8 protein-coding genes, 2 tRNA genes, 1 other RNA gene and 2 pseudogenes are annotated in these 15,465 nt (G+C 70.6%); 5 read left to right on the forward strand and 8 right to left on the reverse strand.

The window, feature by feature from the left end; translation table 11 throughout:
- The first annotated feature begins 21 nt into the window (after positions 1-21).
- Positions 22-94: transfer RNA gene (locus OG609_RS19595), tRNA-Gly, on the forward strand.
- A gap of 60 nt (positions 95-154) precedes the next feature.
- On the opposite strand, the gene OG609_RS19600 is transcribed toward OG609_RS19595, so the two are convergent.
- The 6 genes from OG609_RS19600 to ffs all read right to left on the reverse strand — a co-directional run bounded on the left by OG609_RS19600 (position 155) and on the right by ffs (position 8,776).
- A complete protein-coding gene (locus OG609_RS19600; protein WP_327274002.1) occupies positions 155-1,069 on the reverse strand; it encodes a phosphoribosylaminoimidazolesuccinocarboxamide synthase in 915 nt (304 codons plus the stop codon).
- A 111-nt stretch (positions 1,070-1,180) separates the two neighbouring features.
- Entirely contained in the window at positions 1,181-2,644 is a 1,464-nt protein-coding gene (locus OG609_RS19605; RefSeq protein WP_327274003.1) for a N,N-dimethylformamidase beta subunit family domain-containing protein, read from the reverse strand.
- Positions 2,645-2,945: 301 nt separating this feature from the next.
- On the reverse strand, positions 2,946-4,712 hold the full coding sequence (locus OG609_RS19610; RefSeq protein ID WP_327274004.1) for a hypothetical protein: 1,767 nt from the start codon (positions 4,710-4,712) through the stop codon (positions 2,946-2,948).
- 372 nt (positions 4,713-5,084) lie between these two features.
- On the reverse strand, positions 5,085-6,335 hold the full coding sequence (gene purD, locus OG609_RS19615) for a phosphoribosylamine--glycine ligase (RefSeq protein ID WP_327274005.1): 1,251 nt from the start codon (positions 6,333-6,335) through the stop codon (positions 5,085-5,087).
- Between the two features lie 93 nt (positions 6,336-6,428).
- Positions 6,429-8,609, reverse strand: coding sequence for a DNA polymerase III subunit gamma and tau (locus tag OG609_RS19620; protein WP_327274006.1), 2,181 nt, complete (start codon positions 8,607-8,609; stop codon positions 6,429-6,431).
- A 70-nt stretch (positions 8,610-8,679) separates the two neighbouring features.
- Positions 8,680-8,776, reverse strand: an RNA gene (gene ffs / locus OG609_RS19625) — signal recognition particle sRNA small type.
- Between the two features lie 142 nt (positions 8,777-8,918).
- Between ffs and OG609_RS19630 the strand changes: the two genes are divergently transcribed.
- Positions 8,919-9,006 (forward strand) — tRNA-Ser (locus OG609_RS19630).
- A gap of 450 nt (positions 9,007-9,456) precedes the next feature.
- Here the strand turns inward: OG609_RS19630 and OG609_RS19635 are convergent.
- Positions 9,457-9,917 (reverse strand): annotated as a pseudogene (locus OG609_RS19635) (IS5 family transposase); the annotation flags it as partial.
- A gap of 120 nt (positions 9,918-10,037) precedes the next feature.
- On the opposite strand from OG609_RS19635, the gene OG609_RS19640 reads away from it, so the two are divergent.
- Both OG609_RS19640 and OG609_RS19645 read left to right on the forward strand, forming a co-directional pair.
- Complete coding sequence (locus OG609_RS19640) at positions 10,038-11,348, forward strand: sensor histidine kinase (protein WP_327274007.1); 1,311 nt, start codon at positions 10,038-10,040, stop codon at positions 11,346-11,348.
- 122 nt (positions 11,349-11,470) lie between these two features.
- Positions 11,471-12,442 (forward strand): ArsR/SmtB family transcription factor, encoded by a 972-nt coding sequence (locus OG609_RS19645; protein WP_327274008.1) that lies wholly within the window; start codon positions 11,471-11,473, stop codon positions 12,440-12,442.
- Here the strand turns inward: OG609_RS19645 and OG609_RS19650 are convergent.
- A pseudogene (locus tag OG609_RS19650) lies at positions 12,426-13,071 on the reverse strand (response regulator). The gene OG609_RS19645 and the pseudogene OG609_RS19650 overlap by 17 nt on opposite strands.
- A gap of 399 nt (positions 13,072-13,470) precedes the next feature.
- On the opposite strand from OG609_RS19650, the gene OG609_RS19655 reads away from it, so the two are divergent.
- Positions 13,471-15,375, forward strand: a complete 1,905-nt coding sequence (locus OG609_RS19655; protein ID WP_327274009.1) for an FtsX-like permease family protein — start codon at positions 13,471-13,473, stop codon at positions 15,373-15,375.
- Positions 15,376-15,465: the final 90 nt, after the last annotated feature.

Below are 15,465 nucleotides of genomic sequence, written 5' to 3' on the forward strand. Positions count from 1 at the left end.
GGTCATCGCGCTTCGGCGCTTGCGGACGTAGCTCAGTTGGTAGAGCGCAACCTTGCCAAGGTTGAGGTCGCCAGTTCGAACCTGGTCGTCCGCTCGGTTCAGCAAGAAGCCCCCGGTCTTTCGGCCGGGGGCTTCTTCGTGTTCCGGGAGCTGCTTACTGCCAGGGCGTGCCGGTGAGGAGTTCGTACGCCTCCAGGTACTTCGCCCGGGTCGCGTCCACGATCTCCTGGGGCAGCGCCGGGGGCGGCTGCTCGCTCTTGCGGTCCCAGCCGGAGGCCGGCGAGGTCAGCCAGTCGCGCACGAACTGCTTGTCGTAACTGGGCTGGGCCTTGCCCGGCTCCCAGGTGGCCGCGGGCCAGAAGCGGGAGGAGTCCGGGGTCAGCACCTCGTCCGCGATGATCAGCTCCTCGCCGCCGTCGGCCGTGGGAGCGAAACCGAACTCGAACTTCGTGTCGGCGAGGATGATCCCGCGCGCTCGCGCGATGTCACGGGCCCTGCTGTACACGTCCAGTGTGGTGCGGCGCAGCTGGGCCGCGGTCTCCGCGCCGACCTGGCGGGCCACCTCCTCGTAGCTCACGTTCTCGTCGTGGTCGCCGACGGCCGCCTTGGTGGCGGGAGTGAAGATCGGCGCCGGGAGTTCGGAGCCGTCGACGAGGCCCTCGGGCAGCGCGAGGCCGCAGACCGTGCGGGACTCCTTGTACTCGACGAGGCCCGAGCCGGTGAGGTAGCCGCGGGCGACGCACTCGACCGGGACCATCCGCAGCGACTTGCAGATCAGCGTCCGGCCGGCCCAGTCCGCGGGGGCTCCGGCGGGGAGCTCCGTGGACAGGACGTGGTTCGGTACGAGATCGGCGAGCTGGTCGAACCACCACAGCGAGAGCCGGGTGAGCACCCGGCCCTTGTCGGGGATCTCGGTGGGCAGGACCCAGTCGTACGCGGACATACGGTCGCTGGCGACCATGACGAGGTCGCCCGCTTCGTTCCGGTACAGGTCGCGCACCTTGCCGGTGTGGAGGTGGGTGAGCCCCGGGACCTGCACTGGTTCGGGCTTTTCTACAAATCCGGACACGCTGCCTCCGCGTAGGTTGATCCAGGAGTCGTACCGATTCTCCCGTATCGGGGTGCGATGGGGCGGAGCGGGGGCGTCCGTGGCGCCGAGTGCCGTGGCCCCGGAGGCGTTTCAGGCGCGTTTGCAGATGCGGTCGAGGAGATTGGCGGTGGCCCGCTGGATGCGGGGATCCACATGGCCGGGGCGGTCCAGCGCCGGAGACCAGGCGAAAGTGCCGGAGGCGAAGACGAGTGCGCCGGACGGGGCCCGGTACAGGGAGGTCTCCTGGTGGCGCTTGACTCCTTCACTGTCCTGGTACGGGGAGTGGGCGAGCAGGATGCGGCTCTCGTGCTCGGGGAGTGCGGTGCGCGGGAAGTAGCGGTCGGCCTCGCCCGCGACCAGGCCGTCGATCTCGTCGCCCTCGCAAGCGCCCGTCGAGTCCCACAGCCAGTGCTCGGCGTTCCGTACGACCAGGGGGTGCGGATCGGGGACCCGGCCCGCGTACTGGATGCCGAGAAGCTGCTGCTCGGGACGGTCGATCTCGCGCCAGAGCGCGGGCTTGCCCGGGCCGCGGCGCTTGCGGCAGGTGAGCAGCCGGTCCGGGACGCCGGACGGCGACGGGGAGAGGCTGACCTGCCAGTACATGGTGTTGGCGGAGAGGAAGACGAGCGAGGTGCCGTCGTCGCGGGCGCGTTCGGCGGTACGGCGCATGGGCACCGACCAGTACTCGTCGTGGCCGGGGAAGACCAGGCCCCGGTAGCGGCCCGGGTCGATCCGGCCCGCGTGCAGATCGCGTGTGTCGGCGTACGCGATGTCGTAGCCGTACCGCTCGGCCCAGCGGATGAAGTCGTAGGCATGACCGACGTGGAGCGGCAGACCGGCGCCCGCGTACGGGCGGTCGAAGGAGACGGTGACCGCGGCGTCCTCCTCGCCCAGGAGGCGGCCCTGCTCGTCCCAGGCGTGGTAGAGGCTGGCGCCCGTGCGGCCGTCCTCCGGGTAGAGGTTGTACGCCTGCCAGGTGATGTCCGGCAGGACCAGCAGGAGATCGGCCGGGTGGTCGTCGCGGACCGTGAACGGGATGTGGGAGCGGTATCCGTCGACTGTGGTGAGCACGGCGACGTATGCGCCGATCGACCAGTAGGTGGGGATCTGCAGCCGCCAGGACTGCCACCAGTGGTGGCAGGAGACCGTGCGGTCGGCGGTGAGCGGGGCCGGCTGGACGATGCCGGAGAGTCGGGGGCTCGTGGTGATCTTGGCGGCGCCGTCGCCCCCGTAGTGACCGATGCGGTAGACGTCCACGGAGAACTGCTGGGGCGGGTCCACGGTGATGTGGAAGTCGATCGCCTCTCCGGGGGCCGCGGCGCCCGTGGAGGTGAAGCCCTTGATCTGGCGGTGCACATCGTCGGCCGTACGGGTGCCGCCGTCGGTGGAGCCGCGGGCCAGCGTGGGGTCCACGTACCAGGGGACGACATGTCCGGTGTCGTCGAAATAGTTCTCACTGCCGCGCAGCCAGGGCAGCGGGCCCTGCCCGAAGGGGTCGGAGACGGCGTGCGCGAGGGCACCCGACTCCCATCGACGAATCTGCTCCGCCCCCATACCGCTTCCCTCCCTCTGGTCCCCGACACAACAGTGAGACAAAGTTGATCGTCACCGGGGACCAACGGCGATCATCACCGGCCGTGCGTCATCAGTGCGCCAACAGTGATGCGCCGACTGTCAGCGTCGATCCCCAGCACATCACATAACGCATGCACTCCGTCACCGTTCGTCGCTAATTGACGTGAACGGAACGCTTCCTTCCGGGTATTGGGGGTGCCGTGGCCCCGACGGCGTTGTCTCTGAGCAGGGTAGGGATGCTGTGGTTCGGCTCTCTGGTCGAGGCCGTCGAGGTCCGTGTTCAGACGAGACGGACGGGTTTGTCGGTGCGTACGCCGACCGAGGCGAGCCAGGAACGCAGCGGCCCCGCATCCCCGTCCTCGACCAGGCTGAGGACGGGACTGACCAGATCCGCCCGGCGCTCGCCGCCGACCAACAGCGCGGGACCGTCGAGCCAGTCGAGTCCGGGCGCAGCACCCGCCGTGTCGACCGCAGCGCAGCAGACCATCGCCGCGACATGGTCGGCGAGCAGTTCCGTACCCGTACGGGGTGGCTGGAGCGGGAAGAGCGGAAGGAGGTCGGGGCGCCAGAAGTCCAGGACGTCCGTGCCCGAGTGAGCGACGCTCCGGGCACCCACCGGGCCCGATGTGCCGCCGGCCGGGGGCTGTTGGACCGCCGCCACCTCACGGGCCACCGCGGCGCTGATCCCTGCCGCGAGCTCCTCGCCGCTCCCGCACCGGCCTGCCAGATGCTCGACGACACGGGCCAGCGTGGGCACTGTGGCGTCGATGGGAAATACCACACAGCCGGGATCGTCCGAGGAGCCGCCGTCGGGCGACGCGGGCGCCGTTCCCATCGAGTCGAGGACACGGTGCAGACGTGCGGCCTCGGTGCGCCACTTCCGGTCGACCACCTCTTCCGGATACTGCTGCCAGTCGACCGGCGACCAGCCGGGACCGGTCTCCGCCGGGCCGCCGTGGAAGAGCCGTGCCGCCAGCAGCGATGCCGCCTCGTCGGCCGCGCCCGGCTCCTCCAGGAGGTCACAGGCAGGGCGCTCACCGAGCCGCGAGGTGAATCCGTCGGCAAGCCGGTCGCGACGGGAGAGCTCGGTGAGGGCGGACACGACACCCGCGTCCAGCCCGGACGGCCAGCGGCCCATCTGCCAGGCGGGCAGCGCAACGCGGGTGAGCAGCCGGTCCCAGCCCGCGTAGGCGAGGCCGACCTGCTCCTGGGCGACGATCCGCAGCCCGTAATCCACACCCTGTGCACGGACCGACGCGGCGGCGGCGACGCCCCGCTCCATCTCCGCGGCATGGGTGCGACAGCTGCGCAGCAGAAACAGGGCGACCCGGCCGACGAAGGCCCGCGGCACTCTGCGCACCCGGGACAGCGGCCCGGAAACGGGCGCGGCCGCGTCGGCAACCGCTCCGTCCAGCCCCCGTACGAAACGACGTGCTGCGGCTATGTCGGGATGCGCGGAGGGGCCTGTGCCCGCGACGACCGGGGCGAGCACCGCCCGTAGCTCCGCGACCCGCATCCACCACAGGAACGGCGAACCGATGACCAGCACGGGCGCCGCCTGGACCCGACGGCGGGTCCGGACCGCGGAACGCGTTCCCGGATCCGCTCCGGGGCCTGCTGCGGGCCGCGCCGAGGGGTGTGTGCGGTCCTCCAGCCAGCTGTCGCAGTCGGGCGTGAGCGCTATCGCCGAGGGCGCGGGAACCCCGAGCCGGTCGGCGAGGTCCCTGACCAGACGGTAGAGATCGGGGGCGGCGTCCTCCGGGAGCGGGACGGTCGGGCTGACCGCCGGCCTCGCCCGTACGATCGCGACCGCGACCACTGCGGCGAGCAGGAGCACGACGACCGCGCAGGCTGTCACGGCCCAGCGCGCCGTGTCCCAGCCGCTGCCGACGGCATGGCCCTGTGCGCCCGCGACGAGCAGCACGACGGCCACCGCCGCCGGCAGGATGGCTGCGGCGGTCGCTCTGCTGCGGATGCGCAGCAGAGCGAGAGCACGGGCGCGCGCACTCTGCGCACCCAGCTCCTCACTTGTACCGGTACCGGACACGGCCGGACGTCACCCCCTCTGCCCCCGCGGCGGTGTTGTTCACTCCCCCACTGTGGCACCCGTCACTGACATCGCAATGCCAGTGGGCCAAGTGCCGGAATGCTTGCGCCGCACCTTAGTTGGGGCCTCGGCGGGCGTCATCCGGATAGCTCAGCCGTCACTCGATGGAATGGCTTTGGGTAAAGGTGCTGACGCGCCGCCGTCCTTGGGGCAGCGGCGCGTCAGTGGGTGTCGACGGGGGTTCGGGGGCGGGCTTGAGCCGCAGCCGGGGGCGGGCAGATCGGGTGACGTACCCGGCCCCGCGCCCCGGACCAAGGCGGACCCGTACGACTCGGAGGACTCGCGTCCGGTCCGTTCCGTTCCGTTCCGGTCTCAGGCCTCCGCGGCCTTCTGGGCGATGTCCGTGCGGAACTGCGATCCGTCGAGCCGGATCCGGGCCGCCGCCGTGTAGGCGCGCTCACGGGCGCCGGCGAGGTCCTTGCCTGTCGCGGTCACGGACAGCACCCGCCCGCCCGCGCTGACGATCTCGTCGCCGTCGCGCCTGGTCCCGGCGTGCAGGACGTACGCATGCGGGGCATCCTGCGCCGCCACATCGTCGAGGCCGTGGATCGGGTCACCCGTGCGCGGCGTACCCGGGTAGTTGTGCGAGGCGATGACCACGGTGACGGCGGCCTCGTCGCGCCACTTGAGCGGGGGCAGCTCGTCCAGGGTGCCGTTGGCGGAGCCCAGCAGAACCCCGGCCAGCGGAGTCTTCAGACGGGCCAGGACCACCTGGGTCTCGGGGTCACCGAAACGGGCGTTGAACTCGATCACCCTGACTCCGCGCGAGGTGATCGCGAGGCCCGCGTAGAGCAGCCCGGAGAACGGGGTGCCGCGGCGGCGGAGCTCGTCGACGGTCGGCTGGAGCACCGACTGCATGACCTCGTCGACCAGCTTGGGGTCGGCCCACGGGAGCGGGGAATACGCGCCCATGCCACCGGTGTTCGGGCCCTCGTCGTTGTCCAGGGCGCGCTTGAAGTCCTGCGCGGGCTGGAGCGGCAGCACGGTGGTGCCGTCCGTGATCGCGAAGAGGCTGACCTCGGGGCCGTCGAGAAACTCCTCGATGACCACGCGGTCGCAGGCCAGGGCGTGGGCGCGGGCCGCCTCGACATCGTCGGTGACGACGACGCCCTTGCCTGCGGCGAGACCGTCGTCCTTGACGACGTACGGGGCACCGAATGCATCGAGGGCGGCGTCGATCTCGGCGGGGGTGGTGCAGACATAGCTGCGGGCGGTCGGGACGCCTGCCCCGGCCATCACGTCCTTGGCGAACGCCTTGGAGCCCTCCAGCTGGGCCGCCTCACCGGACGGGCCGAAGCAGGGGATGCCTGCGGCGCGCACGGCGTCGGCGACGCCGGCGACGAGCGGTGCCTCCGGGCCGACGACCACCAGCTCGGCGCCCAGGTCAGTGGCGAGGCGCGCGACGGCGTCGCCGTCGAGTGCGTCGACCGGGTGCAGTTCGGCCACCTCCGCGATGCCGGCGTTGCCGGGAGCGCAGTACAGAGCGGTGACGTCGGGGTCGAGGGAGAGAGAGCGGCACAGGGCGTGTTCGCGGGCGCCGCCGCCGATGACGAGGACCTTCACGGGGTGCAGCCTAGCCGCCGGGGCGCGGCGGCCTTGACGGACACCGCTCCGTGGACAGTCCGTGAGGTGTACCGCGCCCCCGCCCGGCCCGCGCTACTCGTTGGTGAACTCCTCGACGACCGTGGCGCCCAGCTCGCGGACGATCAGGTCGTGCCCCGAGAGTGCCGAGTCGACGAGGTCCGGGTCGTCCGCCTCCGGGGTGTCGTCCTCGGGAGCGACCGATCGCGGAGGTTCGGGCGCGGAGTACGGCTGCGGTACGGGCTCCGCGCCAGGTGTGGCGCTCGGCTGCTGGTGCGGGGCGGGGGCGGGGCGGGGTTCGTAACTCTGCTGGGGCGCGGGGGCCGGACGCTGCGGCGCGGGCGCGGCGGCGGAGGGGCGGCCGCCACCGGTCTGCGGGGGTGCGCCCGCACCGCCCGACGGGTCGACGATCGCCTCGATCTTCCACTGTGCGTTGAACCGCTCGGCGAGGGCCTGCTTCAGCACATCCTCGCTGCCGCTGCTCGTGAAGTTGTCACGCGCGCCCGCGTTCAGGAAGCCGATCTGCAGGGTGGAGCCGTCGAAGCCGGTGACCTGGGCGTTCTGGCTGAGCAGGATCCAGGTGAACCGGCGGCGGTTCTTCACGGCCTCCAGGATGTCCGGCCACATGTTCCGAACCTGGCCGGCGCCCTGTGTCATTCCCGGGCTCGGTTCGGCGGCGGCAGGCACCGGTGCCGCGGGCGCGGCCTGGGCCGGGGCGGTGGCCGGGGCTGCCTGCGGGACAGGCGAATGGCCGGGAGCGGAAGCGGTCGGCCAGCCACCAGGACGGCGGCCCGATTCCGGTGCGGCGGCGGTGGGCCAGGCACCGGGGCGCTGACCGCCCGCGGGAGCCGGGGCCTCGGCCGCCGGCTGCGGAGCGGCCGGCGCGACGGGGGCCACGGGCTGCGCGGGCGCCGGGGGCGCTGCGGCGGGTGCGGGCGGCGCCGCGGGGGCGGGCGCCTCTCCCCGTACCGCCGCACGCGCGACAGCGGGTCCGGCGCCGGGCTGCGCGGCCGGGGCGACGGGGACGGGGGCATGGGCCGGAGCCTCCGGCCCGGGTACGTACCCCATGGCGGGCCCCGTACCGGCGGTCGCGAAGGACGCACCGCGCTCCAGCCGGTCGAGCCGGGCCTGCAGCGAACGCTCGTCGTCGAAGGCCGCGGGCAGCAGCACCCGGGCGCAGATCAGCTCGACCTGGAGGCGCGGCGAGGTCGCCCCGCGCATCTCCGTCAGCCCCTCGTTGACCAGGTCGGCGGCGCGGCTCAGCTCGGCGGCACCGAAGACGGACGCCTGGGCCTGCATCCGCTCGACGACATCGGCGGGCGCGTCGATCAGGCCCTTCTCCCCGGCGTCCGGCACGGCGGCGAGGATCACCAGGTCACGCAGTCGCTCCAGGAGGTCGGCGACAAAGCGGCGCGGGTCGTTACCGCCCTCGATCACCCGGTCCACGACCTCGAAGGCCGCGGCCCCGTCGCCCGCCGCGAAGGCGTCCACGATCGAGTCGAGCAGCGAGCCGTCCGTATAACCGAGCAGCGAGGTCGCCATGGCGTATGTCACACCGTCGTCGCCCGCGCCTGCCAGCAGCTGGTCCATCACCGACATCGAGTCACGCACGGACCCGGCCCCGGCCCGTACGACCAGCGGCAGCACGCCGTCTTCGACGTAGCTGTTCTCCTTGCCGCAGACCTCGGCGAGATATTCGCGCAGTGTCCCCGGCGGCACGAGGCGGAACGGGTAGTGGTGCGTACGCGACCGGATCGTGCCGATGACCTTCTCGGGCTCGGTGGTCGCGAAGATGAACTTGAGGTGCTCCGGCGGCTCCTCGACCACCTTCAGCAGGGCGTTGAACCCCGCCGGTGTGACCATGTGCGCCTCATCGATGATGTAGATCTTGTAACGACTCGACGCGGGCCCGAAGAACGCCTTCTCCCGCAGATCACGGGCGTCGTCCACGCCACCGTGCGATGCGGCGTCGATCTCGATGACATCGATCGATCCCGGCCCGTTGCGCGCGAGGTCCCGGCAGGACTGGCACTCTCCGCACGGCGTGGGCGTCGGCCCCTGCTCGCAGTTCAGACAACGGGCGAGGATGCGCGCGCTGGTCGTCTTGCCGCAGCCGCGCGGACCGCTGAACAGGTACGCGTGATTGACCCGGTTGTTCCGCAGGGCCTGCTGCAGCGGGTCAGTGACATGCTCCTGCCCAATGACCTCGGCGAACGACTCGGGGCGATAGCGGCGGTACAGCGCAAGGGACGACACACATACGAGGTTATCCGGGCGGACTGACAACCGGCCCCGGACCGGCCAAGCGCCGCACACCCCCTGAAAACACAAGGGCCCCCCACGCACCCGCCAGAGCCAACCTACCCTTGCTGCCTTCCGGCCCTGGGGGAGTTCAGTCAGATAGCGCCACGTGAGGGGCTGAAGCCCACCTTAGCCGATCCCCACCCCTGCCAGTCCACTCCCCCACCTTCCGGAACCTCCCCGGACGAGCCCGCGGCAAGCCGGAGGGGAGCCGGAGGGGAACGGGTTCGCGAGCACTCCTCAACGTCTTGTATTGTTTGCCGCGGAGGATTCGCCTAGTGGCCTAGGGCGCACGCTTGGAAAGCGTGTTGGGGGCAACCCCTCACGAGTTCGAATCTCGTATCCTCCGCCATTGCTCTCACCGGGCAATACGTTGAAGGGCCCCACCGTTCGCGGTGGGGCCCTTCGACGTGCGTGGTCTCGGTTCTGGTCTCGCTTGCTCCTGGTTGCTGTCCCGAAGGACCCAACCCGGTCGTTTGCCTGCGCCGAAACCACTGCCCTCGGAGACTCCCCGACCAGGAGCTGTCCGGTCGATCATGGTCGTGTGGTCCGGCATGATGCTCGGGTGGGCATCATCGTCGAGTTCTTCGCCGCTCCGGATGATGTGCCAGCTGCTCTGGTTCTTCAGACCGGGCCGCGACGCGCATTCGAGTCGCTCTCTTTCGGCAACTTCGATCCCGAAGAAGCTGTGGTCGAGTGGGAGTGCCTTCTCGCCGGCGGCAGCTTCGAGGAACTCGTCGAAGCCGGCGAGCCTCGTATCGTCGCCGGCCAGGGCGACGACGGGTGCGTCGTGTTCGCGCTCTCGTCTCGCCTGGCCGCGGCACTCGCCGAGGAAGACGTAGCCGCGCTTGTCGTAGCGCGTGGCGACGGCTCGGAACTGTTTCAGGCGGTTGATCGCCCTCTCGACGGTGTTGCGCTTCCTGTAGCGGTCCTCGTCGAACCCGGGCGCCCGTCCGCCGCGTGAGCCTCTGCGCAGACGGGCGGCCCGACTGTCGCTCCTCTCCGGGATCGTGTGGCGGATCCCGCGCCGCCGCAGATACTCGCGGACGGGACCGTTGCCGCAGGCCTTGTCGGCCGCGATGCTGTCCGGCTTCACACGTGGCCTTCCCGGGCCGGGCCCGGGGAAGCGGATCTTCTCCAGCACAGGGATGAACCGGGTGCAGTCCGCCCGCCGGCCTGGCGTCACGATCAGGGGCAGTGGGCGACAGCGGCCGTCCGCGCCAGGTGGATCCTGCTGGTGAACCCGCCCCGCGAACGGCCCAGGCAGTAGCCACGACGAACTTCATTCCGAAACGATCAGTAAGCCATGGACGCACTCGCGGAACTCACCTACGCCATCCGCGACTTCTAGTCGTGCACGACTCAATACGTACGATCTGGCGCATGGGTGGGCTCAGTAGGAACTCGGTGTACTGGGGCGGATATGGCGTGGTGATGGCGACCGCGCTCATGGCGGGCTGTCTGGCGATGGCATCGACGGCACCGCTCCTTGTCGTCGCCGCGTTGGTCGCCGTCGCGGCCGCGATGTTTCCCGCGCTGTGGTCGCCGCGCACAGCGCACTGGGTCCCGGTCATCGTGTTGGGCACCTGCGCGGTGTCCCAGGTGGCCACTTTCGTCTTCCAGGGGCCGGTTGCCGGTGAAGCGGAGACCTGGTGGCTGGTGGAGAGTGTCGGCTTGATGGTGCTGATGGTGCCGGCGGTGCGCAGGCCCCGTGGACGCACTGCGCTGGTACTCACAGTGCTCCTGACCGCGACCATCACGGAACTACCGCTGCGGATGGTGCTGAGGGTGGATCCACCGGCTAACTTCGAGCAAGCCGTCAAGCTCTGTCTGGCCTGGCTGCTGTTGGCCGCGGCGGCCAGCGGCACTGGCTGCTATCTGCGGGTTCTGGACGCGCGCGGCAGCGCGGCGCTGGCTGCTGAACGACGGACCCAGCGACTCGAACTCGCCCGGGATCTCCACGACTTCGCCGCCCATGACGTGACGGGGGTAGTGGTCCTCGCGCAGGCCGCTCAGGTCCTTGTGGACCAGGACCCGAAGCGAGTCGGGGAACTGCTCACGCGCATCGAAGAGGCGGGCAGGCAGGCTCTGTCCTCGCTGGACCGCACCGTGCACGTGTTCACCGGTGACGACGCGGCGACGGTCCGGCACGGGCGGCATGCCGGGGAGACGGCCGATGCGGGCGGCGACGCGGGCGGCGACGCGCTCCGCCCGCGTCCGCGGGATCTGGACGGGCTGAAGGCGCTGACCGACCGGTTCGCCCGCACGGGCGGTGCGGCCGTGCGGCTTGATCTGGCCGACGGCGCCTTGGCTGACCTCCCATGGCGCGTCAGCGAGTTGGGATACCGGGCGGTGGTGGAGGCGCTCACCAACGTACGGCGGCATGCCCCCGGCGCGTCCGAGGTGTGCATAGCGGTGTCCCGTGCGCCGTACGGCGGCATGGACACGCTCAGCATCACCGTGATCGACGACGCGCCGAACGTCGGCTCGGAGGAGGACTCGGGGGAGCCCGGGGAGCCTGAGCGGCTGGGCGGTGGGACCGGCCTGGCGGATCTTCAAAGGCGCGCGGCGGACATGGGGGGTGAACTCGCCGCGCATCCGCACCCTTCGGGGGGCTGGCGGGTGAGCGTACTGCTGCCCCTGGTGGCATCGGGGCCCGGCAGTGGTAACGAACAAGACCGGCCGAACGGCTGATGCCACGGAAGCAGGCGCTGAGCGACCATGAAGGGGCCGGCTGAGGGACACGGTCCGTTCCTGATCCGGTGATACACCCACCCGGGAAATTGCTGGTCAGGAGATTCGGGGGGATCTTCCAGATGATTCGCATTCGCATGTCTGCCGAGGATCTGACGTGTATTCGTATCGGCTCGGGCCTTGGTCCGGAAATCGAGGCGATTTTCGCGCTGGAAGTCTTGCGGGGGAGTGCGAACCACTTTCAAGCGTGGCGGAAAGGCGTGCGTAAACGGCTCTCCTTACAAGGGGATTTGGCGGCCCGTCTTGATCACCTTGTTCGGACGCCAGGAGTTTTCCGGGACGTCCTGAGGATCTGGACGGGCGACCACGACATGGCATCGGGTGAGAACACAATGCCTCTTCGGTCGCACGCTGAGGCAAGAGCATTGGTACGGGCTTTCTGCCGTGTGGCCATGGCGCCCGGCTGGCCCGCGATTCAGGCGCGCATCGACGCCGAGACGGACGCTTGCCGGCAGATCGCGGGCAGTGCCGGAGTGAAAACGCTGCTGAGCAGCTTGCATCCACGAATTCGCTGGCAGGGCTGGAGCCTTGAGATCCCTGCGGACGAGCCGAGCGAGGTCGTCCTGGACGGACGGGGGCTGGTACTCGCTCCCTCGCTCTTCCTGCAGAGCGCGGGAGAGATGCTGGTGAACGCCGAGGGGGCCGGGAACAGCGTACCGACGCTGGTCTTCCCGGTGCGGTTCGACCCGCGCCGGGAAGTTCTGCCGACCGGCGAGTCCGACGGTGCCATCGCCGCACGCGACAGAAAGCAGTCGCTCGGGGCGCTCGTCGGGCGGACCAGGGCCGCGCTCCTGCACGCCGTGCTCGACGAGTCCACCACCAGCGAGCTCGCCGAGTCGCTCGGGGTGACAGCCGCAGCGGTGAGCCAGCATGCGGCCATCCTTCGATCATCCGGACTCATTACGAGCCGTCGCAGCGGCAGCAGCGTGCTGCACACGGTGACGCTGCTGGGCCTGCATCTGTTGCGTGGCGAGAGCGCCCGGCAAGCCGGTCATCGAACCGCCTCCGGTGCCCGGCTCACGGCCCGGGCCTGAGGCCCGCTTCCCAGGCCCAGGCGGCGATCCCCACCCGGTTGCGCACTCGCAGCTTGCGCTGCAGGCTGCTCAGGTGGGACTTGACGGTGCCCAGTGAAATGAAGAGTTCCGCGCAGATGTCGGCGTTGGTGAGCCCTTCGGCTACCAGGGTGGCGATCTCCTCCTCGCGAGCGGTCAGAGGTTCCACCGGTTCGGACGGGCGACGACGCGGTTCGGTAGCGGCGCAGCAGCCTCATCGTGATCTCGGGGCTGATGAGCGCGTCGCCGGCGACCGCGGACCGTACAGCCTCGGCGAGCAGCGCGGGCCCGGAGCGTTTCAGGAGGAAGCCGCACGCGCCGTAGCGCAGTGCGGTGTGCACGTATTCGTCGAGGTCGAACGTGGTCACCACGACGACCTTCACTTCGGGGGCGACGCCGACCAGTCGGCGGGTCAGTTCCAGGCCGTCCATGCCGGGCATGCGGATGTCGGCGAGCAGCACGTCCGGTCGCAGTTCCCGGACGGTCTCCAATGCGCTGGGTCCGTCGGCGGCCTCGGCCACGACCTCCAGGTCCGCCTCGGCTTCCAGGATGTGCCGGAAACCCTCGCGGACACTCGCCTGATCATCCGCGACTACTATGCGCGTCTTCATGGTCACATCATGCCACGAAGGGGGTGCACCGATTGCTACTTGTTATGGCCGCGGTAATTGATTCATGGTGGCGCTCATCGCGCTCGCCCATCGCTGTACCTCGCCGCAACCATCTCTGACTTGGTGAATTTAGAGACCGCTAAATGATGTTGGTACGAAGGCTCGAGATGGGGAATCGTAAGTGTCGTCACCGAGGCGTGGAAGTCCGGAGATGGAGAAAGGGGGGTGGGTGTCTTATGGGCGCGAGATACGAGCCCAAGCAGGAGTTGGTCCGGTAAGGCCTCGGCTCGTGCGGCCTTCCCGGAAACCGAACATACCCGTACCGAAGGGTAGGAAATCGCAATGTCCTCAGCGCCGACCGTACCGACACAACCTCTTCGAATTCCAGGGGTCATAAGGTTGTTCACGTCTGAGGTACGGGTGCATCCAGGGCGCGTCGCCGGAGCCGCGGTGGCCTGTGCGGTCACCGCCGCCGGTGTCGGTGCGTGCCTGGTGCTGATGACCGGCGTGAGTGGCACGGGCTATGCCGAGAACTCGGCCGCGGCGGCCACCGCCGACAGCGCGCAGGCCCTCCTGTCCCTGTTGCTCACCCTGCTGCTGATGTCCGCCGTCCTGGTGACCGGGTCCACGGTCTCGCTGTGGACGGGCCAACGCCTCGGCCAGTTCGCCGTGTTGAGGGCGCTCGGGGTGTCGGCCCGCCGACTGCGCGCCATGGCGATGCTGGACGTGGCCGCGCTGTCGCTGCTGTCCGCAGTGGTCGGCGTGGGCGTCGGCATCCTGCCCCTGGCCCGGGTCGTCCGGCAGGTGATGGCCGACAACGACCTGTACCCCGCGGCTGCCGGGCTGCCTTCCCCCGCCGTGACCGTACTGGAGGCGGCCGCGGTCTGCGTGGGAACCTCCGTGGTCGCGGTGGTGGCGGCGCTGACCGCTGTCCTCGCGGCGGGCCGGGTACGCCCGATCGACCTGCTCAAGGACGACGCTCTGGCGATGGCGCCGAGCCGACGGAGCCCGGTGCGGCTCGGCATCGGTATCGCACTGCTCGTCACGACGTGCCTGCCGCTGCTGGTCCTGATGGTCGTGCCCATGCTGCCGGGGATACTCAAGGCGGCGCTGGCCCCGGGCTTCGCCCTCATGATCATCCCGGTGCTCGCGGTACTCGCCCCGTGGTACGTGCCCCTGCTCGTGCGGCCTCTCGGCGGGCTGCTGCGACTGCTCGACAGACGTGTCGGACGGATCGCGGCCGCCGGGCTGCGGGCGGCACCCGTGCGTACGACCGCGGTCGCCGTGCCCGTGCTCCTCGCCGTCGGGCTCGCCGCGGCGATGCTCGGGGCCGGAGCGACCATGGGCGAGGCGGTGCGGGACCAGACCGAGCGCGGCCTGCGGGCCGACGGCGTGGTCAGTGCCGAGCCGGACCACCGGCTGCCGGCCGGGGCCGGCGCCACCGCCTTCCCCGGCGGCACCGCGACTCCTCTCGTGCACACCACGGTCACCGCGCCGAAGACCTTCTACGACGACAGCCCCGAGCCGGTCCGCGCCTGGGGCGCCGACGCGCGGGCGCTGCCCGGGGTCCTCGACCTCGACGTGGAGCAGGGCCGCCTCGACGCGCTCACCGGAAGCAGCTTCGCCGCCGGTGCCACACAGGTTGAAGGGCACCACTGGAAGATCGGCCAGACGGTCAGGTTGCGGCTTGCGGACGGCAGTTCGCACCGGCTGCGGCTGGCCGCCGTCTACGGCCGTGACCTCGCGTTCCCCGAGTTCCTGCTGCCCGGCTCCCTCGCGATGGCCCACACCCCGGATGCCTACGCCGAACAGATCCTGTTGCGCGGCGACATCACCTCCTGGCCGAAGACAGCAGGCCAGGAGGTGGCCTCGCGCTCCGCGTATCTCGCCGACCTCGCACCGCGCAGCCCGCAGGACGACCTGGCCGCCCATCTGATCGTGGCAGTGGTCAGCGGCTACGCGCTGCTCGCTGTCGCCAACACCTGCGCCCTGGCCCAGCGCGACCGCCGTGCTCAGCGGGCGCACCTGCGTGCCCTGGGGCTCACCCGGTGGCAACTGCTGCGTTGTGTCCTGTACGAGTCGTCGGGCGGCGCCGTCGTCGGCGTGGTGCTGTCCGCGCTGACCGCACTGATCTGCCTGACTCCGCTGGCGGCCGCACTCGGCGTACATGCCATGCCGACGTTCGACGTGCCCTGGACGCTGGGCGTGCTCGGCGCCGTACTGGCCGCGGCGGCGCTCGCCTCGGCCCTGTCCGCACGCCCGCTGCGTGACATCCGTGAGCAGTTCGCGGGCAGTGCGTCGTGACTCGCCCGCCGCGTACGCGAGGACTCGGCCGGTACCGCCCTGGCACGCGTGGAAGCTGTGCGCCGCGCTCCAGGACGCCACCGGCGGATC

This window comes from Streptomyces sp. NBC_01224, assembly GCF_036002945.1.
GTDB lineage: Bacteria > Actinomycetota > Actinomycetes > Streptomycetales > Streptomycetaceae > Streptomyces.

Bases quoted from the DNA above. Each gene is read 5' to 3' on its own strand.
- OG609_RS19605 (WP_327274003.1), bottom strand. From the start codon at position 2,644: ATGGGGGCGGAGCAGATTCGTCGATGGGAGTCGGGTGCCCTCGCGCAC.
- OG609_RS19645 (WP_327274008.1), top strand. From the start codon at position 11,471: ATGATTCGCATTCGCATGTCTGCCGAGGATCTGACGTGTATTCGTATC.
- OG609_RS19640 (WP_327274007.1), top strand. From the start codon at position 10,038: ATGGGTGGGCTCAGTAGGAACTCGGTGTACTGGGGCGGATATGGCGTG.